Source organism: Enterobacter sp. B79-1, assembly GCF_057444735.1.
On the sequence record NZ_JBYAZJ010000001.1, the window covers coordinates 19,998 to 40,129 of the forward strand.

The following is a 20,132-nucleotide window of genomic DNA, read 5'->3' on the forward strand; positions in this document are numbered from 1 at the left end:
TTTCTATTACAAGGTGCACTTACGCCTATGAAGCCTTCTATCGTCGCTAAACTGGAAGCTCTGCATGAGCGCCATGAGGAAGTACAGGCGCTGCTCGGCGATGCCGGGACCATCGCAGACCAGGAACGTTTTCGCGCACTGTCGCGTGAATATGCGCAGTTGAGTGATGTGTCTAAATGCTTTACCGACTGGCGACAGGTTCAGGAAGATATTGAAACCGCGCAAATGATGCTCGACGATCCTGAGATGCGCGAGATGGCGCAGGAAGAGCTGCAGGACGCAAAAGCGCGTTCTGAAGAGATGGAACAACAGCTCCAGGTGCTTCTGCTGCCGAAAGATCCGGACGATGAGCGTAACGCGTTTGTGGAAGTGCGCGCCGGTACCGGCGGTGACGAAGCCGCGCTGTTTGCTGGTGACTTGTTCCGTATGTACAGCCGCTACGCCGAAGCGCGTCGCTGGCGCGTAGAGATCATGAGTGCCAACGAAGGCGAACATGGTGGTTTTAAAGAAGTTATCGCCAAGATCAGCGGCGACGGCGTGTACGGTCGTCTCAAGTTTGAATCCGGCGGCCATCGCGTGCAGCGCGTACCGGCTACCGAATCTCAGGGACGCATTCACACCTCAGCCTGTACGGTAGCGGTGATGCCGGAGCTGCCAGAAGCAGAACTGCCGGACATCAATCCGGCAGACCTGCGTATTGATACTTTCCGCTCCTCTGGCGCGGGTGGTCAGCACGTTAACACCACCGACTCCGCCATCCGTATTACCCACCTGCCAACCGGTATCGTCGTCGAATGCCAGGACGAGCGCTCACAGCATAAAAACAAAGCCAAAGCGTTGTCCGTGCTGGGCGCGCGCATCCACGCAGCCGAAATGGCGAAACGCCAGCAGGCGGAAGCGTCCACACGTCGTAACCTGCTGGGCAGCGGCGATCGCAGCGACCGTAACCGCACCTATAACTTCCCGCAGGGCCGTGTAACCGACCACCGCATCAACCTCACGCTGTACCGTCTGGACGAGGTGATGGAAGGGAAGCTGGATATGCTGATCGAGCCTATCGTGCAGGAATACCAGGCCGACCAGCTGGCGGCACTGTCCGAGCAGGAATAATGGATTTTCAGCGCTGGTTACGTGAGGCGGTCAGTGAGCTTTCAGAAAGCGAAAGCCCGAAACGCGACGCCGAAATATTGCTTGAGCATGTGACGGGGAAATCCCGCACGTACCTGCTGGCTTTTGGTGAGACGCTGCTGACCGCCGAGCAGGAAGCGCAGCTCGCCGCGCTGCTTGCCCGCCGTAAGACGGGCGAGCCGGTGGCGCACCTTGTCGGCGAACGCGAGTTCTGGTCGTTCCCGCTGTACGTCTCGGCGGCAACGCTGATCCCACGTCCTGACACCGAGTGTCTGGTGGAGCAAGCGCTGGTGCGTTTACCCACAGCGGCCTGTAGCATTCTCGATCTCGGTACTGGCACAGGCGCTATTGCGCTCGCGCTCGCCACTGAGCGGCCCGATTGCACAGTAACGGCGGTGGATGTGATGCCAGACGCGGTGACGCTGGCGCAGCGTAACGTGGAACGTCTTGGCCTCGGCAACGTGACGGTACTGCAAAGTAGCTGGTTTACCGCGCTGGGGAATCGCTTATTTGCGCTGATTGTCAGCAACCCGCCTTACATCGACGAACATGACCCACACCTTGCGCAGGGCGATGTTCGTTTCGAACCACTGACTGCGCTGGTCGCGGCCAATGAAGGCTTAGCCGATCTTGATCACATTGTGACAACGTCACGACAACATTTGCTTCCCGGTGGCTGGCTGCTGGTGGAACATGGCTGGACGCAAGGGAACGCGGTGCGCGCGCTGTTCTCCAATGCGGGTTATCGCGCAGTGGCAACCTGCCGCGATTACGGCGGCAATGAACGTCTGACGCTGGGACAGTGGGTATGAATCACCGCTATCTGCCATTAACTGATAAAGGCGCATGGCTGACTGAAAAGTGGTTTGGCGTTATCATCTACATCGTTTTGAGTTTTATCGCGTCTGGACGTCATTGTACGCGCAGTCGTTACTGGGGTAAGTCATGAGGTCCTTAGCCGATTTCGAATTTAACAAAGTGCCGCTGTGTGAAGGCATGATCCTGATTTCTGAAATGATTCGCGATGATTTTACGTCGCAGTACGTCCACGCGGAGCTGGAGAATCTGGTCAGCCTGGCACGGGAGGAGATCAGTCAGGCGCGTCCGCAGGACTGGCAATTAGAGAAGCTGCTAGAGCTTTTCTACGGCGAATGGGGTTTCTGCGACACGCGTGGCGTGTATCGCCTGTCAGACGCATTATGGCTGGACCAGGTCTTAAAGAATCGTCAGGGCAGCGCCGTCGCGCTGGGATCCATTTTGCTGTGGGTCGCCCATCGTCTGGATATTCCGCTGGTGCCGGTCATTTTCCCGACGCAGATGATACTGCGTGCGGAGTGGCTGGACGGCGAGATGTGGCTCATTAATCCCTTCAACGGTGACACGCTGGATGAGCACACGCTGGACGTGTGGCTGAAAGGCAATATCAGCCCGGTGGCCGAGCTCTTCAACGAAGATCTCGACGAGGCGGATAACGCCGAAGTGATCCGCAAGCTGCTGGATACGCTGAAGTCTGCGCTAATGGAAGAGCGTCAAATGGAGCTTGCGCTGCGTGCCAGCGAAGTGCTGCTGCAGTTCAACCCGGAAGATCCGTACGAAATTCGCGACCGCGGCCTGATTTATGCGCAGCTCGATTGCGAGCATGTGGCGCTAAGTGATTTGAATTATTTCGTCGAGCAATGTCCGGAAGACCCGATTAGCGAAATGATTCGTGCGCAGATCAACGCGATCTCGCACAAACAAATTACACTGCATTAATCTTAATTCCGATTCACACCTGAATAAGGCGATCCTATGAAACAAAAAGTGGTTAGCATTGGTGATATCAAGGTAGCAAACGACCTGCCGTTCGTGCTGTTTGGCGGCATGAACGTGCTGGAATCCCGCGATCTCGCCATGCGTATCTGCGAGCACTACGTGACCGTGACCCAGAAGCTGGGCATCCCGTACGTGTTTAAGGCCTCTTTTGATAAAGCCAACCGCTCCTCCATCAACTCTTACCGTGGCCCGGGCCTGGAAGAAGGGATGAAGATTTTCCAGGAGCTGAAGCAGACCTTTGGCGTGAAAGTGATCACCGACGTGCATGAAGCCTCTCAGGCGCAGCCTGTGGCTGACGTGGTAGACGTGATTCAGCTTCCGGCATTCCTGGCGCGTCAGACCGACCTGGTTGCGGCGATGGCGAAAACCGGTGCGGTCATCAACGTGAAGAAACCGCAGTTCGTGAGCCCTGGGCAGATGGGTAATATCGTCGACAAGTTCATTGAAGGTGGCAACGACAAGGTGATCCTGTGTGACCGTGGCGCAAACTTCGGTTACGACAACCTGGTTGTGGATATGCTGGGCTTTAGCGTGATGAAGAACGTCTCCGGCCAGTCTCCGGTGATTTTCGACGTGACGCACGCTCTGCAGTGCCGCGACCCGTTTGGCGCAGCCTCTGGCGGCCGTCGTGCCCAGGTTACCGAGCTGGCGCGTGCCGGTATGGCGACCGGACTGGCAGGCCTGTTCATTGAAGCGCACCCGGATCCGGCTAATGCGAAATGCGATGGTCCTTCCGCACTGCCGCTGGATAAGCTGGAGCCGTTCCTGAAACAGATTAAAGCGATTGACGATCTGGTGAAGAGCTTCGACGAGCTGGATACCAGCAACTAATAAAAAAACCCGCTTCGGCGGGTTTTTTTATATTTACTCCCTCTCCCTGTGGGAGAGGGTTGGGGTGAGGGCATCAGGCCGCACCGGATCAATCTCACGCAAAAATCGTCATCAAATACGCAATAAACAACGCCATATGCGCCGCGCCGTTCAGCACGTTGGTGCGTCCGGTGGAGAATGAAATCTGGCACAGCAGCAACGAGGCCACCATCACAATCATCTCCGGCGCACCCAGCGCAAACTGCAGCTCGTTGCCCGTCATAAAGGCAATCAGCGTTACCACCGGAACGGTAAGTGAAATCGTCGCCAGTACGGACCCGAAGAACAGGTTCATTGCGCGCTGCACCTGATTATTCAACACCGCTTTCAGCGCGCCCAGCCCTTCAGGGGACAGGATCAGCAGCGCCACCAGGAAGCCGGTAAACGCCACGGGCGCGTTCAGCTCGGTTAACAGCGTCTCCAGCGGGTTGGCGTTCATCTTGGTGACGGCAATCACCGCAATTAGATGCACGATCAGCCAAACCGTATGCCACGCGCTGCTGTGGGCCGACGGCTTACCGTGGTGCGGGTCATCGTCGTCGCCGTCGTCTTCATGCTCATACACAAACAGGCTCTGGTGCGTTTTCGTCTGAATCAACAGGAACACGCCATACATGGCGGCGGAAATGAGTGCGACCAGCAGCGCCTGACCGGTAGAGAAGTTTGCACCCGGAAGCGCCATTGGGAACACCAGCACGATAATCGCCAGCGGGAAGAGGGCAATCAGATACTGTTTAATGCCGAACAGGTTCATATACTGGGTCGCGAACTTGCGGCCGCCCAGCAGCAGAGAGAAGCCCACCAGGCCGCCCGTCACAATCATAATGATCGAGTAGAGCGTGTCGCGCATCAGCGTCGGCGCGGCATCGCCGGTGGCCATTAGCGCGGAAATCAGGCTGACTTCGAGAATAACAACGGAAAGGCTGAGAATTAACGAGCCGTACGGCTCACCCAGACGGTGGGCTAATACGTCCGCGTGACGAACTACGCTAAAGGCGCTGGTTAAGATGCCGACCAGCGCAAGAATATTGATACCAACCACCACTGGCAGTGACTGACTGCTTCCCCAGAAGAGCAGCACAGCCAGTGCCAGAACCGGGAAAATGAGCGACGTCTCCTTGTGGCGGGTCTTAACCGCCTCGTGTGTTGTTGTCATGTGCTTCTCCATCAATGCAGGTGCTTGTAATTATAGATAGATTTTTGAGGGCATTAAACTAACAGATATCTGATAAATACCGTTGAAGTTTTACTTAATTTTACGGTTTGGCGTTAATATTTATTATCACTCCCATAAAGAGTAATTATCAATAAAATAGCGCTGTATTACAGTTAATTAGATTTGTTGATTAAGCATAAATGAAATCGACCTGGCAGGCGCGGGTATCCTCAACCACACTTATCTCTTTAGCAAAAAGAGAGGTTTTCGATGCCATACAAAACGAAACGCGAGTTACCCGATAGCGTGCAGCACGTCCTCCCTGCCCACGCGCAGGATATCTACAAAGAAGCCTTTAATAGCGCCTGGGATCAATACAAAGATAAGGACGATCGCCGGGATGATGCCAGCCGTGAAGAGACGGCGCACAAGGTCGCCTGGGCCGCCGTAAAACATGAATACGAGAAAGGCGACGATGATAAATGGCACAAAAAGAAATAGCCGCAAAATAATAAGCTGCCTGCATTTTGACTTTTCAGGCGGTTCAACTTCCGTTGTATTGCAACTGGTCCGCTAATTGCTTATCGTTATTTAACTGCTGGCAAAATGACCAGCATAGAATGCCGGGAAGGCGAATTACAGATGTCGCAAGGAAGCATGCAGTGGCGGAGGTGTAATGTGTTAACGCGTGATTTCTTAATGAAGGCAGATTGTAAGACGGCATTTGGTGCTATTGAGGAATCGCTTCTCTGGTCAGCTGAACAACGGGCGGCGTCACTTGCTGCCACGCTTGCCTGCCGCCCGGATGATGGCCCGGTATGGATTTTTGGCTACGGTTCCCTGATGTGGAACCCGGCCCTCGAATTTGTCGAATCGGCAACGGGAACGCTGCCTGGCTGGCATCGCGCGTTTTGTCTGCGCCTGACGGCCGGACGCGGCAGCGCGTGCCAGCCGGGGCGCATGCTTGCACTGAAAGAGGGCGGGCGCACCACGGGTGTCGCTTACCGCCTGCCGGATGCCACGCTGGAGGAGGAGCTGACGCTGCTCTGGAAGCGCGAGATGATCACCGGCTGCTATATGCCGAGCTGGTGCAAGCTGGAACTGGATGACGGACGCACCGTCAATGCGCTGGTATTTATTATGGATCCGCGCCACCCGCTGTATGAAGCGGATACCCGTACGCAGGTGATCGCGCCCTTAATTGCCGCGGCCAGCGGGCCGCTGGGTACCAACGCGCAATATCTGTTTTCACTCGATCAGGAACTGACGCGTCTGGGCATGCAGGACGAATGTTTGAATGAGCTGGTCATGAAGGTGAAAGCGCTGCTGGAAGGGAACCTGCTTAATAACCCGCTACGTCCGGGTTTTGCCTGAAAAAACGCCCGGCTAAACCGGGCGTTCGTTTTATGCGGCAACGTAGCTGACCGAATGCTCCAGTGACTGACTGTGGCTGTCAATCAGGACATCCCAGGTGCCGGTATAAGGCACGGTCAGCCACGCCTTGTCATCCTGCACCGTCAGAATATCCGCCTGCGATTGCTTCTGCGCTTTTGAACTCATGAGATGAATGTGGCAGCGTTCTGAGCAACGCACCACGACCGTATCCCCGCCAAACAGTTTCAAACTTGTCTTCACCAGTGCCATTTTTTACCCCGTCGATTTTGCCCATCCCGAGCGTGATATTGTTCACAATTTACTCATTGCATAACACCAAAGGGGAGGGGGAAGGATGATGATTTTGATCAAAAAATGGCATGACGTTTAAACAAAAATGACAAAATGCCTGAAAGCATTCAGCTGGCGCGTGTTTTACCCGGTTAACCCGCGCCAGAAGAAAATTAAATGCGGAAATGGCCGGCGGTTTCAGCAAGGTCGCCCGCCTGACTCTGCAGCGCGCTGGCCGCTGCGGCAGACTGCACCACCAGTTCGGCGTTCTGCTGCACCATTCTGTCCAGATGCGTTACCGCGTGGTTGATCTCGTGAATGCCTTTCATCTGCTCGCTGGTGGCAATCGAGATTTCACGCATAATCCCCGAGACGCTACCGATGCTGGAGCGGATCTCATCCATACTTTCTCCGGCCAGATGCACGTAGCGCGAACCCGTTGCCACGCTGTCGGTTGTAGAATCGATAAGGGATTTGATCTCTTTCGCCGCCTGAGCGCTGCGGCTGGCGAGGTTTCGCACTTCTCCAGCCACCACCGCGAAGCCGCGGCCTTGTTCGCCCGCGCGCGCCGCTTCGACCGAGGCGTTCAGCGCCAGAATGTTGGTCTGGAAGGCAATGCCGTCGATGACGCTGGTGATATCGCCAATCTTCGCCGAGGCCACCTCAATCGACTGCATGGTAGTGATAGCCTGAGAAACCACTTCACCCCCGCGCGACGCTGCAGCAGAGGCTTTGCTTGCCTGCTCGTTCGCTTCTGCCGCAGATTCATTTGACTGGGTGACGGAGGCGGTGATCTCTTCGACGGCGCTGGCGGTTTCGCGAAGGCTTGATGCCGCTTGCTCTGTGCGCCCGGAGAGATCCTGGTTACCGGCTGCGATTTCCTGCGCCGCATTTTTCACCGAGGCGCTGGCGTCGCGCAGCTGGACCATCACGACCGAGAGCTTATCGCTAAACGCGTTGAACGCCTGGGCAATTTGCGCCACTTCGTCATCACCGCTGTCCGGCAGGCGCTGCGACAGGTCATTGGTGCCGTTAGCGATGTTATGCATGGCGTCCCGAATATCGGACAAACGCTTCAACAGGCGGGCTATCAGGAAATGAACAATCGCGCCGCTCAGCAAGGCGAGGATCACCAGCGACAGCGCAGAGGCTTTCAGCAGCGAGCGCATGCCGGAGGTGGCATCGTTGTTATCGAGCGCCACAGCCAGCATCCAATGCGTGCCCGGCACGGCGGTCGCCACGAAGGTTTTTTCGCTGCCGTTGAACGTCCCCTTAACCAGGCTACCGCTTTTCAGTGCCGCAAAATCGGTCCCTTTGATGGTTTCAGCGAATGGCTTGAGCGTGAGCGCCGGATCGCTGGCGGCAATCACCGTTCCATCGCTATCAAGGAGTAACCCGCTGCTGGCAGGCGTAGGGTGAATACCACGTACGTTAGCCACCACGCTGTCCATCGCCACGTCGCCTGCCACAACCGCTTTCAGCGCACCGTTCTCCTTCACCGGCACCGCAAAGGTCACCACCAGTTTCCCGGTGCCCGCGTCCACGTACGGGGCGGTCACTACCGGGCCATCAGTACTCACCACCTGCTGATACCAGGGACGGATCGTGGGATCATAATCTGCCGGGACGCCCGCCGGGTCGGAGAACTTCGCCGTTTTGCTGGCGTAGCCGACATAGACGTTGGTGAAGCCACCCGCCTGCGCAAGCTGTTTGAATACCGGAACCGGATCGTCATTCAGCGCAACGGTCTGCGCGGAGGCTATCACCGTCATTTTGCTTTTAACCCAGTCTGCAATCGCCATGTTATGGCTGGCGCTGGTGCTGGTCAGAATATCGCGCTGCGACTGCTGGTTATCCTGGCGCGTAACCTGGAAATTAATGACGGTATTGAGAAGAAGGGCGACGATCAGGCAACCTGTCGTCGCGGCAATAATACGGGCACGAATGGATCTGAACATAAGTGAAATACCTGCTGTGTTGTTTCCATGCCTATCGGCAGCCGCGCAGGTAAACTTGATGCTGAAACCGCGTCCATAAGAAAATAATATTTTTACGGGTTTATTATTAAAAAGTTAATACTTTATCGGCGGCCAGGGTCCACTCGGCCAGCTCAACCAGCGTCCCAATCTCGACGCCATCAATCAGCGGCAGTCCGGTGATACCGCGCCCGTCGGTGCAGGTCTTACAGAGTTTGACCGGCACATTTTGCGCGGTCAGGATCTCCAGCATCTGCTGGATGTTGTAGCCCTCGGCGGGTTTTTGTCCCTTCAGGCCTGCGGTGACGGCGTCCGACATCAAAAAAAGGCGCAGCTCAGGCGCGCTCTCTTTCTCGCGCAGCGCTATCGCCAGTCGCAGGCTGTTGAAAAGGGATTCGCTGCCGTAGGCCGCACCGTTGGCGACGATCACAATCTTCTGCATGTTGACTCCTGTTGTTTGAAAGGCACGAATATTGCTTAACTCTCCGGGAGATTCGCTACCCGGGAGAGTAAGCATGACATTAATGGCGGGCAGTTCACCCGCGGCAACCGAGTGGTTCCAGCGCGCGACATTACTTCGCCGGGAGCAGCTCGGCAGGCTGGCTGCGTTGGGCGTGCTGGTTAACGGCATCAGCCGCCTTGTGCATATGCTCCAGTGCGAGCGCGGGGCATCCAACGTCTGGCTCTGCTCTCAGGGTAAGCTGTATGCCCCCGAATGCAAAGCCAGTCGTGGGCTGGTGGATGAAAACCTCACCGCGCTGCAGGCCATGCTGAAAGCACAATTCCCGGTCACGGGGAGCGGCGTTTGTGAGCGCATCGCCTGTGCGTTACTCAGCCTGGAAACACTGCCTTTGCTGCGTGACGGGATAAACAGCCAAAGCATAACGGCACCTCAGGCAATGGATCATTACTGCCGGATGCTTCGCCATCTGCTCAGTATCGTACCGCAACTCAATGACAGCATTGACGATCCGCAAATCGCGGGCCGTTTTGTCGCCCTTTATAGCCTGATGCAGGGCAAAGAGCTGGTGGGGCAAGAGCGGGCACTCGGGGCGATAGGCTTCACGCAGGGGTTTTTCACTGATGAAACCCGCCAGCGACTGGTAGACAGGATTGACGGGCAGCAGGCCTGTTTTGAGATCTTTTTATCCCACAGCCACGCTGAGGTGCAAAACACCTTTGCCCACAACTGCCAGCCCGATCGAGAAACAGAGCAACTCCGGCGCGTCGCCTGCACCCGTCAGCCCGCCGCCGACAATGGCAATACCGCGCTGAACTGGTTTGCCCTGCAAACCTCGCGTCTTGAACATCTGCGCACGCTTGAAGAAATGGTGATTGCCGATCTGATGGTAGCGGTGGATGACGCGATTCAGGCGTCCGGTGAAGCCACGATGAGTGGCGAAGAGCATGACGATCCTCTTGCGCTTTACCCGGATAAACCCTTGCTGCTGCTGGTTCGCCAGCAGGCGCGAGAGATAGACCAGCTCTCCCGTCAACTGGCATCACTCCGCGATACGCTGGAGGAGCGTAAGACCATTGATAAAGCCAAAAGCGTGCTGATGACGCATCACAGCATGAGTGAGGAACAGGCGTGGACGGCACTGCGCAAAATGGCGATGGACAAGAACCAGCGCATGGTCGATATCGCGCGCGCACTGCTCACAGTAAAGAATCTGTGGCAGCTAACACCAAAGGAGTAGTTGCACAATCAGTGGGCATTTAATGCCTGATTGAGGTGCGCTAACGCGACAGCTATCAGGTTAACGCCCCGAAAGCAGGGCCTTAAAACCTGGCATTCCCTTTGCATTATCTGTTTAACCATTTTCGACGATGCGCCAACGGCGGTGCATGCGTCTTCGGGATAAAGGCGTCCAGCGGTGCTCCGGCACGGCGGGCGCTTTTTTTTGGCTTTTTTTCAGGAGTGGTCATGGCGGATTTGTCGAGACGGCGGTTTTTGCAGGCCAGCATGCTGGCGAGTGGTGCAATGCTGCTACCGGGTGTCATGCAGGCCGCGTGGGCGGCAGGCTCGGATAAACCGGAGCAGGAAACGGTGCGCATCGGGTTTATCCCGCTGACCGACTGTGCCCCGGTGGTTATCGCGGCGCTGAAAGGGTTTGATAAAAAATACGGCATTACCATCGTGCCCACCAAAGAGGCGAGCTGGGCGGCGGTGCGCGACAAACTGGTGGCGGGCGAGCTGGATGCCGCGCACATTCTCTACGGCCTGCTGTATGGGCTGGAACTGGGCATCGCCGGCAAGCCACAGCAGATGGCGAACCTGATGACCCTTAACCAGAACGGTCAGGCCATCACGCTCTCCAGCGATCTGGCGGAGAAGGGCGTTCACGATCTCGACGGGCTGAAAAAGCTGATTGGGCAGCAGGCGCCTGGTACCTACACCTTCGCGCACACCTTCCCGACCGGGACGCACGCCATGTGGCTTTACTACTGGCTGGCCAGTGCGGGCATTAACCCCTTCGACGATATCCGGACCGTGGTGGTGCCGCCGCCGCAGATGGTGATGAACATGCGCATTGGCAACATGGTGGGCTTTTGCGTCGGCGAGCCGTGGAACGCGCGGGCGATTAACGACCGCATCGGCTTCACCGCCGCCACGTCGCAGTCCATCTGGGCCGACCATCCGGAAAAAATCCTCGGCACTCGCCGCGACTGGGTGGAGAGGAACCCGCATACCGCCCGGGCGCTGGTGAGCGCCGTGATGGAGGCCGCGCGCTGGGTCGACGCCTCCCCGGAAAACAAACGCGAGACCGCGCGGATCCTCTCCCGCCGCGCCTGGCTCAACTGCAAAGAGCAGTACCTCACCGGAAGGATGCTGGGCGAGTACGACAACGGCCTGGGCCAGCGCTGGCAGGACGCGCACCCGATCCGCTTCTTCAACGAGGGAGCCGTCAGCTACCCGTATCTCTCTGACGGCATGTGGTTCCTGACCCAGTTCCGCCGATGGGGTTTGCTTAAATCTGCACCGGACTACGCGGGCATCGCGCAGCGGATTAACCAGACCGCAACCTGGCAGGATGCTGCCACCGCGGTGGGGGGCATTACCGCACCGGCATCACCACTGCGCAACAGCACACTGATGGACGGCACCGTCTGGAACGGTACCGACCCGGAAGGATACGCCAACCGCTTCGCCATTCATCGTAAAGGGGCCTGATTATGCAGCATCTGCAAAAGACGACATCACAAGAGACACCCGTGAGTGGGGAAGTCATCCCCCTGCCACCCGTGCAGGTTCGCCGTCGCACCCCGGCATTTTCGCGCCGGATTAACGACCTTCTCCAGCGCATCATTCCGGCGTCGCTGGGCCTGGGACTGCTGGTGCTGCTGTGGCAGCTGGCGGCCATCAACAGCAAAGGCTTCCCGACGCCGCTGAGCACCCTGGATTCGGCCATCACCCTGTTTGCCGACCCGTTCTACCGCGACGGGCCAAACGATATGGGCATCGGCTGGAACGTGCTGGCCTCTTTACAGCGCGTGGCGGTGGGGTTTGGTCTCGCGGCGTTAGCCGGTATTCCGCTCGGCTTTCTCATTGGCCGTTTCACCTTTTTCTCGCGCATGTTCAACCCGCTGATTGCGCTGCTACGCCCGGTTAGCCCGCTGGCCTGGTTGCCTATCGGTTTATTGCTGTTCCAGAAAGCGGAGCCCGCGTCGAGCTGGACCATTTTTATCTGCTCCATCTGGCCGATGGTGATCAACACCGCCGAGGGCGTGCGCCGTATTCCGCAGGATTACCTCAACGTGGCCCGCGTGCTTCAGCTCTCCGAGTGGACCATCATGCGCCGCATCCTCTTCCCGGCCGTGCTGCCTGCGGTACTGACCGGGGTGCGCCTCTCCATCGGCATCGCCTGGCTGGTGATCGTCGCCGCCGAGATGCTGACCGGCGGGCTGGGCATCGGCTTCTGGATCTGGAACGAGTGGAACAACCTCAACGTCGAAAACATTCTCATCGCCATCGTCATCATTGGCGTGGTCGGGTTGCTGCTGGAGCAGGGGCTGATGCTGATCGCCCGTCGCTTTAGCTGGCAGGAAAAATAAGGAGCGAACATGAAACCATTAATTCAGGTCCAGGCCGTGAGCCAGCGTTTTTCCACCGCCAGCGGCGAGTTTCTGGCACTGCAAAACGTCTCTTTTGATATCCACGAGGGCGAAACCGTCAGTCTGATCGGTCACTCCGGCTGCGGCAAATCGACGCTGCTGAACCTCATCGCAGGGATCACGCTGCCAACGGAAGGGGGGCTGATTTGCGACAACCGCGAAATCGCCGGGCCAGGGCCCGAGCGCGCGGTGGTCTTTCAGAACCACTCCCTGCTGCCGTGGCTGACCTGCTTCGACAACGTGGCGCTGGCGGTGGATCAGGTCTTCCGTCGCACCATGAGCAAGGCCGAGCGCAAAGAGTGGATTGAGCACAGCCTCGACCGCGTGCAGATGGGGCACGCGCTGCACAAGCGCCCGGGGGAGATCTCCGGCGGCATGAAGCAGCGCGTCGGCATAGCCCGCGCGCTGGCGATGAAGCCTAAAGTGCTCCTGATGGATGAACCCTTCGGGGCGCTTGATGCGCTGACGCGCGCCCATCTGCAGGACTCGGTGATGCAGATCCAGCAGGCGCTCAACACCACCATCGTGCTCATTACCCACGACGTGGACGAGGCGGTGTTGCTCTCCGATCGCGTGCTGATGATGACCAACGGCCCGGCGGCCACCGTGGGAGAAATCCTGCGCGTTGACCTGCCGCGCCCGCGCAACCGGGTGCAGCTGGCGGACGACAGCCGCTATCACCACATGCGCCAGCAGATCCTGCATTTCCTCTATGAAAAGCAGCCGAAAGCGGCGTAGCGAGGGGGCGTTAATGCGACTGGTCATTATCGGAAATGGCATGGCGGCCACGCGGCTGATTACCTCGCTCACCGGGCGTGCTGCCGGTCATTTCGCTATCACCGTCATCGGTGACGAGCCGGAGCATGCCTATAACCGCATCCAGCTTTCGCCGGTGCTGGGCGGTGAAAAAGCGGCGGCGGATATCTGCCTTCAGGATGATGAGTGGTACCAGGCGCGCGGCGTGACGGTGCTGCGGGGCGAAAAGGCGATTGCCGTGAACGTGGATACACGGGAAGTGCAAACCGCCGCCCGCACGCTGGGCTGGGATGCGCTGGTGTTCGCCACCGGGTCAACGCCCTTTATTCCTCCCATCCCCGGCGGCGATGCGCCACACGTATTCACGTTTCGTACTCTGGAGGATACCCAGGCCATTCAGGCAATCGCCGGTCCGGCGGTGGTGCTGGGGGGCGGCGTGCTCGGGGTTGAGGCGGCGGCAGCCCTGGCGCGCTCAGGTGACAGCGTCACGCTTGTTCATCGCGGTCCGTGGCTAATGGAGCAGCAGCTGGACCAGCAGGCGGGCATGCTGCTGGAAGAGGCGCTGGCGGCGCGGGGCGTGCGCTGCGAGCTTTCCTCAGGCATCGCGGCCATTAACGGCAGTAGCGTGACGCTGCTCAACGGGCACAGCATCGCCGCCACGCGCGTGGTGTTGGCGACCGGCGTGCAGCCGAACGTTGCGCTGGCGCACGCCAGCGGCATTCGCTGCGCGCGCGGCATCGTGGTGGATCACCAGATGCAGACCTCCGCACCGAACGTCTACGCCATTGGCGAGTGCTGCGAAATTGACGGCCAGACGTTTGGCCTGGTCGCCCCCTGCATGGCGCAGTCGGATATCCTCGCCGCACGGCTGGCCGGGGACGTTACTGTGCCGTTTACCCTCACCGACAACGGCGTGCGCCTCAAGGTGACCGGCGTGGAGTTGTTTAGCCTCGGTCGCGCGGCAGAGCAGGAGGACGATGTGGTCTGGAGCGCATGGGATCCGCTGACCCGTCACTACCGACGTTTACTGATCCATCAGGGGGCGCTGGCAGGCGTGCTGCTGATGGGCGACTGCCGCAGTGCGGCAACATTTACCGATTTACTGGCAACGGCTGCGCCCGCCCACGCGGACTGGCTGTTCGATCGTTTCACTACGCAACCGCAGGTTGCAGGACAGAACGCTATGACAAAACCTACTCTGGTGGTGGTTGGGCACGGTATGGTCGGCCATCATTTCCTCGAAGACTGCGTTAACCGCAATTTGCATCAGCAGTATCAGATCGTTGTCTTTGGCGAGGAGCGCTATGCCGCCTACGACCGCGTGCATCTGTCGGAATATTTTGGCGGGCGCAGCGCGGCATCGCTCTCGCTGGTGGAAGGGGATTTCTTTGCCGACAGCGGCATTGAGCTGCGCCTGTCGCAGCAGATTGTCGCTATCGACCGCGACGCGCGCGTGGTGCGTACCGCCAGCGGGCATGAAACCCACTGGGACAAGCTGGTGCTGGCGACAGGCTCTTATCCGTTCGTCCCACCGGTTCCGGGCAACGATCTGCCGGGCTGCTTTGTTTATCGCACCCTCGACGATCTCGATAATATTGCCGCGCATGCGAAGGGCTCGCGTCGCGGCGTGGTGATTGGCGGCGGCCTGCTGGGGCTGGAGGCGGCGAACGCCCTGAAGCAACTCGGGCTGGAAACCCACGTGGTTGAGTTTGCGCCCAATCTGATGGCGGTGCAGCTCGACAACGACGGCGCGGCGATGCTGCGCAGGAAAATCGAGGCGCTGGGCGTTGGCGTTCACACCAGTAGAGCGACGACGGAGATTGCCACCGCGGACGGTGGACTGGTGCTGCGCTTTGCCGATGGTGAACAGCTGGAAACGGACATGGTGGTCTTTTCTGCCGGTATTCGTCCGCAGGACGCGCTGGCGCGCAGTAGCGGGCTGGCTATTGGCGAGCGCGGCGGGATCGGCATTGACGACGGCTGCCGGACCTCCGATCCGGACGTGCTGGCCATCGGCGAATGCGCTCTGTGGGAGGGGAAAATCTTCGGTCTGGTCGCGCCCGGTTATCAGATGGCGCGGGTGGCCGCCGCCGCGCTGGCGGGTGAGGAGAAGACCTTCACCGGGGCGGATATGAGCACCAAACTCAAGCTGCTCGGCGTGGACGTGGCCTCGTTCGGCGATGCTCACGGGCGCACGCCGGGGGCGCTGAGCTACCAGTGGACGCACGGTCCGCAGCAAATCTACAAGAAAATCGTGGTCAGCCACGACGGCAAAACGCTACTCGGCGGCGTGCTGGTGGGTGACGCCAGCGAATACGCCACGCTGGTGCAGATGATGCTCAACGGGATAGCCCTGCCAAAAGAGCCGGAAACGCTGATATTACCCGCGTCGACGGGCAGCGCGCCAAAAGCGCTCGGCGTGGCGGCGCTGCCGGAAAGCGCGCAAATCTGTTCGTGCCATAACGTCAGCAAAGGCGATATCTGCCAGGCGGTGAGCGCGGGGGCAACGGATATCGGTGCCATCAAGCAGTGCACCAAAGCGGCGACCGGCTGCGGGGGCTGCAGCGCGCTGGTGAAGCAGGTGATGGAGTTCCAGCTGGCGGCGCAGGGCGTGGAGGTGAAAAAGGATATCTGCGAACACTTCCCGTACTCGCGCCAGGAGATTTACCACCTGGTACGCGTTAACCATATTCGCACCTTTGACCAGCTGATTAGCCGCTACGGGCAGGGGCACGGCTGTGAGATCTGCAAGCCGCTGGTGGGGTCGGTGCTTGCCTCCTGCTGGAACGAGTATCTGCTGAAACCGGCACATCTGCCGCTGCAGGATACCAACGACCGCTACTTCGCCAATATCCAGAAGGACGGGACCTATTCCATCGTGCCGCGCATGCCCGCCGGGGAAGTGACGGCAGACGGGCTGATCGCCATCGGCCAGATTGCGAAACGCTATGATCTTTACAGTAAAATTACCGGCGGGCAGCGTATCGACCTGTTTGGCGCCACCCTGGAACAGCTGCCGGCGATCTGGCAGGCGCTGGTGGAAGCCGGGTTTGAAACCGGACACGCCTACGGGAAATCCCTGCGCACGGTGAAATCCTGCGTCGGCTCGACCTGGTGTCGCTACGGCGTGCAGGACTCCACCGGCCTCGCGGTCCGGCTGGAGCACCGCTACAAGGGGCTGCGCGCGCCGCACAAGATCAAAATGGCGGTTTCCGGCTGCACCCGCGAATGCGCGGAGGCGCAGAGCAAAGACGTGGGGGTGATTGCCACCGATAAGGGCTGGAACCTCTATCTGTGCGGCAACGGCGGGATGAAGCCGCGCCATGCGGACCTTTTTGCCAGCGATCTGGACGATGAAACGCTGATCCGCACCGTCGACCGTTTCCTGATGTTTTACATCCGCACGGCGGATCGCCTGCAGCGCACCAGCACCTGGATGGACAACCTGGAAGGCGGCCTCGACTACCTGCGGGAGGTGATCGTCAACGACAGCCTGGGTATCGCCCACGAGCTGGAGCAGGAGATGGCGCGGGTGGTAGAGACGTATCAGTGCGAATGGCAAACCACGCTCAGCGATCCCAATCGTCTGGCGCTGTTCCGCACCGCGGTGAACGCCGCGCCGTCGGATGTAAGCAAGCGCTGGCAGGAAATCTGCGGCATCGACGATATTCCCGAGCAGGCGGGCATTGGCGCGCGTCTTGGCCGCAAACCGATCGCCCTGTTCCGTTTCGGACAGCGAGTCTACGCCCTCGACGATATGGAGCCGGGCAGCAGCGCGAATGTGCTTTCACGCGGTATCCTCGGCGATGCGGCGGGCGAGCCGGTGGTGATTTCACCGCTCTACAAGCAGCGTATTCGCCTGCGCGATGGCTGCCAGGTGGATAACGGTGAACCTGCGGTACGCGCCTGGCCTGTGAAGATTGAAAACGGCAAGGTGTGGGTCGGGAACCACGCGATGGTAATGCGTGCGGAGGCCTCATGACGGAAACCCGGACAACGTGCCCCTACTGCGGGGTGGGCTGCGGCGTGGTCGCCAGCGTGGAAAGCGGAGCGGTAAGCGTTCGGGGAGACGAAACCCATCCTGCAAACTTTGGTCGCCTGTGCGTGAAAGGATCGGCCCTGGGGGAAACGACGGGGCTACAGGGGCGATTGCTGCGCCCCGTTGTTGACGGTGTTGAGGTGGGCTGGTCGCAGGCGCTGGGGGCGGCAGGCGAGCGACTCCAGGCGATCATCGACAAATGGGGGCCGCAGGCCGTGGCGTTTTACGCCTCCGGCCAGCTATTAACCGAGGACTATTATGTTGCCAACAAGCTGATGAAAGGATTTATCGGCGCGGCAAACATTGATACCAACTCCCGGCTCTGCATGTCTTCGGCGGTGGTCGGCTACAAGCGCGCCTTCGGCGAAGACGTGGTGCCGTGCAGCTATGAGGATGTGGAAAACAGCGATCTGGTCGTGCTGGTGGGATCCAACGCTGCATGGACCCATCCGGTGCTGTATCAGCGGCTGGTGCAGGCAAAGCACAGCAATCCGCAGATGAAGGTGGTGGTGATTGACCCGCGCAGCACCGCCACCTGCGATATCGCCGACCTGCACCTGGCGCTTGCGCCGGGGAGCGATGCCGGATTATTTGTCGGCCTGCTGAACCTGATTCAGGGAGCGGATGAGTGGCCCGTTGAGCGCGTGGCGGCATTTTGCGGTCTTTCGCCGCAGGATATTGGCACCTTTTACGACTGGTTTATGACGGCACCTCGCGCTATCACGCTCTACACCATGGGGATCAACCAGTCCACCCGCGGCAGCGACAAGTGCAACGCTATCATCAACGTCCATCTTGCCAGCGGCAAATTCAATCGTCAGGGCTGCGGCCCGTTTTCGCTGACCGGGCAGCCTAACGCGATGGGCGGGCGCGAAGTGGGCGGGCTGGCGAACCAGCTGGCGGCGCACATGAGCTTCGAGCCGGACGATCTCTCGCGGGTGGCGCGTTTCTGGGGAACCGAGCGGCTGGCGCAGACGCCAGGCCTGATGGCGGTGGAGCTGTTTGACGCCATCGCCCGCGGCGAGGTGAAGGCGGTGTGGATTATGGGGACCAACCCCGCCGTATCGCTGCCGGACAGCCACGCGGTGTGTCAGGCGCTGACGGCCTGTCCGCTGGTGATCGTTTCTGAAGTGATGCAGGAGACGGACACCAGCCGGTTTGCCCATATTCGTCTTCCGGCGCAGGGCTGGGGCGAGAAAAACGGTACGGTAACCAACTCAGAGCGGCGCATTTCGCGCCAGCGCGCGTTTCTGCCCGCACCGGGCGAGGCAAAGCCGGACTGGTGGATTATTGCCCAGGTCGCTAAAAGGCTGGGCTATGGCGAAGCCTTTGCCTGGGAACATCCGCGGGATATTTTTTGTGAACATGCGGCGCTAACGGCGTTTGAAAATAACGGCGAGCGCGCGCTCAATCTGGGTGAACTGGCGACGTTAAGCCGCGAGGAATGGGATGCGCTGGAGCCTTATCAATGGTGCGCCGGTCATTTTCCCCGAAGACGGATTGTCCCGGTGATCCCCTCGTTGCCCGCCGCGGGGATCAATGCCCTGTACCCGCTGATGCTCAACACCGGCCGTATTCGCGACCAGTGGCATACCATGACCCGCACGGGATACGTCGCACGATTAATGCAGCATATCGCCGAGCCGTTGGTTGACATCTGCCGTTCAGACGCCGCGCGATATGGAGTGTGCGAGGGGCTGCTGGCGCGAATCGTTTCCCCGCGCGGGGTGATGGTTGCCCGGATCCATATTAACGATGCTCAAAAGGCGGGAGAGCTGTTTCTCCCGATGCACTGGAATGCGCAATTTTCCCGTCAGGGGAAGGTCAATGCCCTGGTGGAAGGCCGCATTGACCCGGTTTCAGGCCAGCCAGAGAGTAAACAAACCGCGGTCCGGATCCTGCCCTGGCAGCCGGGCTGGCAGGGGGAGCTTTACGCGCGTGACTTACCGGAACTCCCGTCCTTTGTGTACTGGTGGCGCAAAGCGACTCGCCTGACGCTGGCGGGTAATAAACCGTTCCTGCCATGGGTCATGGATTACGCCAGCGGCAGGGGCTGGCAGCTGCAGGTTGCGCAGACCGGCGAGCGTAGCAGCGTGCTGGCCTGGCATAACGGCAAGCTGATGCTTGCCTTCTGGGAAGGAACCGCGCGACCGGAGCTGGCGCACCCGGTGATTGAAGCGGCTTTTCAGTCGCCCCCCTTAACGCCTGCTGCACGTCATGCGCTCCTCAACGGGCAGGGCGTGGGGGAGGTGGTGGATCCGGGGCGCATTATCTGTAGTTGTTTCAGCGTCGGGGAAAACGCGATACGCGAGGCGATTGCCGGAGGGTGCGATTCCATTTCGGCGCTGGGGGCACGTTTGCGCTGCGGAACGAACTGCGGTTCGTGCGTGCCCGAGCTGAAAGCGCTGTTTGGATAGCGGTGTAAGGGCGTTGGGTGGCGGCTGCGCCTTACCCGACCTACAAATTCGTGCCGCCCCGTAGGTCGGGTAAGGCGCAGCCGCCACCCGACAATAATGTTCAGGATAATCCTGGAATTTCCGTTAAGCCTGCATTTCACTGCTTATCGCGTTAACATAAAAAGAATTGCCTTATGAACACAGGTCCTTATTTA

The 20,132-nt window shown here is 59.2% G+C and carries 16 protein-coding genes and 1 pseudogene; 13 read left to right on the forward strand and 4 right to left on the reverse strand.

All coding sequences use genetic code 11. The features are described from left to right. Positions 1 to 27 precede the first annotated feature (27 nt). The 5 genes and pseudogenes from prfA to kdsA all read left to right on the forward strand — a co-directional run bounded on the left by prfA (position 28) and on the right by kdsA (position 3,774). Positions 28 to 1,110 (forward strand): peptide chain release factor 1, encoded by a 1,083-nt coding sequence (gene prfA / locus AC2T6E_RS00110; protein WP_486690100.1) that lies wholly within the window; start codon positions 28 to 30, stop codon positions 1,108 to 1,110. Then, the gene (gene prmC, locus AC2T6E_RS00115; RefSeq protein ID WP_486690103.1) at positions 1,110 to 1,940 is read left to right on the forward strand and encodes a peptide chain release factor N(5)-glutamine methyltransferase; all 831 of its coding nucleotides are present in this window, start codon (positions 1,110 to 1,112) and stop codon (positions 1,938 to 1,940) included. Before prfA ends, prmC begins: the two co-directional genes overlap by 1 nt. Next, positions 1,916 to 2,059: pseudogene (locus tag AC2T6E_RS00120) on the forward strand (SirB2 family protein); the annotation flags it as partial. The gene prmC and the pseudogene AC2T6E_RS00120, both read left to right, overlap by 25 nt. 14 nt (positions 2,060 to 2,073) lie before the next feature. Beyond that, positions 2,074 to 2,883 (forward strand): invasion regulator SirB1, encoded by an 810-nt coding sequence (gene sirB1, locus AC2T6E_RS00125; RefSeq protein ID WP_089599489.1) that lies wholly within the window; start codon positions 2,074 to 2,076, stop codon positions 2,881 to 2,883. A 36-nt stretch (positions 2,884 to 2,919) separates the two neighbouring features. Continuing rightward, on the forward strand, positions 2,920 to 3,774 hold the full coding sequence (gene kdsA / locus AC2T6E_RS00130; RefSeq protein WP_029741601.1) for a 3-deoxy-8-phosphooctulonate synthase: 855 nt from the start codon (positions 2,920 to 2,922) through the stop codon (positions 3,772 to 3,774). A 94-nt stretch (positions 3,775 to 3,868) separates the two neighbouring features. Here the strand turns inward: kdsA and chaA are convergent, their stop codons facing one another. Further along, positions 3,869 to 4,969: a sodium-potassium/proton antiporter ChaA gene (gene chaA, locus AC2T6E_RS00135; protein WP_010432924.1), complete on the reverse strand. Its 1,101-nt coding sequence runs from the start codon at positions 4,967 to 4,969 to the stop codon at positions 3,869 to 3,871. Between the two features lie 270 nt (positions 4,970 to 5,239). Between chaA and chaB the strand changes: the two genes are divergently transcribed. Further along, entirely contained in the window at positions 5,240 to 5,470 is a 231-nt protein-coding gene (chaB, locus tag AC2T6E_RS00140; protein ID WP_042715159.1) for a putative cation transport regulator ChaB, read from the forward strand. A 177-nt stretch (positions 5,471 to 5,647) separates the two neighbouring features. Further along, positions 5,648 to 6,343: a gamma-glutamylcyclotransferase gene (locus tag AC2T6E_RS00145; RefSeq protein WP_089601438.1), complete on the forward strand. Its 696-nt coding sequence runs from the start codon at positions 5,648 to 5,650 to the stop codon at positions 6,341 to 6,343. A 30-nt stretch (positions 6,344 to 6,373) separates the two neighbouring features. On the opposite strand, the gene AC2T6E_RS00150 is transcribed toward AC2T6E_RS00145, so the two are convergent. From AC2T6E_RS00150 to AC2T6E_RS00160, 3 genes are all read right to left on the reverse strand, one after another. Continuing rightward, positions 6,374 to 6,613, reverse strand: a complete 240-nt coding sequence (locus AC2T6E_RS00150; protein ID WP_486690108.1) for a hypothetical protein — start codon at positions 6,611 to 6,613, stop codon at positions 6,374 to 6,376. A gap of 194 nt (positions 6,614 to 6,807) precedes the next feature. Beyond that, entirely contained in the window at positions 6,808 to 8,592 is a 1,785-nt protein-coding gene (locus AC2T6E_RS00155) for a methyl-accepting chemotaxis protein (protein WP_486690111.1), read from the reverse strand. Positions 8,593 to 8,698: 106 nt separating this feature from the next. Then, positions 8,699 to 9,052 carry a DsrE/DsrF/TusD sulfur relay family protein gene (locus tag AC2T6E_RS00160; RefSeq protein WP_108417817.1) on the reverse strand — a complete coding sequence of 118 codons (354 nt, stop codon included), beginning with the start codon at positions 9,050 to 9,052 and terminating at the stop codon, positions 8,699 to 8,701. Between the two features lie 73 nt (positions 9,053 to 9,125). On the opposite strand from AC2T6E_RS00160, the gene nasR reads away from it, so the two are divergent. The 6 genes from nasR to AC2T6E_RS00190 all read left to right on the forward strand — a co-directional run bounded on the left by nasR (position 9,126) and on the right by AC2T6E_RS00190 (position 19,938). Beyond that, the gene (gene nasR, locus AC2T6E_RS00165; RefSeq protein WP_375147954.1) at positions 9,126 to 10,310 is read left to right on the forward strand and encodes a nitrate regulatory protein NasR; all 1,185 of its coding nucleotides are present in this window, start codon (positions 9,126 to 9,128) and stop codon (positions 10,308 to 10,310) included. A 227-nt stretch (positions 10,311 to 10,537) separates the two neighbouring features. Further along, positions 10,538 to 11,785, forward strand: a complete 1,248-nt coding sequence (locus tag AC2T6E_RS00170) for a CmpA/NrtA family ABC transporter substrate-binding protein (protein ID WP_486690114.1) — start codon at positions 10,538 to 10,540, stop codon at positions 11,783 to 11,785. 2 nt (positions 11,786 to 11,787) lie between these two features. After that, the gene (ntrB, locus tag AC2T6E_RS00175) at positions 11,788 to 12,666 is read left to right on the forward strand and encodes a nitrate ABC transporter permease (RefSeq protein WP_431643492.1); all 879 of its coding nucleotides are present in this window, start codon (positions 11,788 to 11,790) and stop codon (positions 12,664 to 12,666) included. 9 nt (positions 12,667 to 12,675) lie between these two features. Next, a complete protein-coding gene (locus tag AC2T6E_RS00180) occupies positions 12,676 to 13,464 on the forward strand; it encodes an ABC transporter ATP-binding protein (RefSeq protein WP_486690116.1) in 789 nt (262 codons plus the stop codon). A 13-nt stretch (positions 13,465 to 13,477) separates the two neighbouring features. Continuing rightward, positions 13,478 to 17,464, forward strand: a complete 3,987-nt coding sequence (gene nirB, locus AC2T6E_RS00185; RefSeq protein WP_486690118.1) for a nitrite reductase large subunit NirB — start codon at positions 13,478 to 13,480, stop codon at positions 17,462 to 17,464. Next, the gene (locus tag AC2T6E_RS00190) at positions 17,461 to 19,938 is read left to right on the forward strand and encodes a nitrate reductase (RefSeq protein WP_486690120.1); all 2,478 of its coding nucleotides are present in this window, start codon (positions 17,461 to 17,463) and stop codon (positions 19,936 to 19,938) included. The genes nirB and AC2T6E_RS00190 overlap by 4 nt, the downstream gene beginning before the upstream one ends. Positions 19,939 to 20,132: the final 194 nt, after the last annotated feature.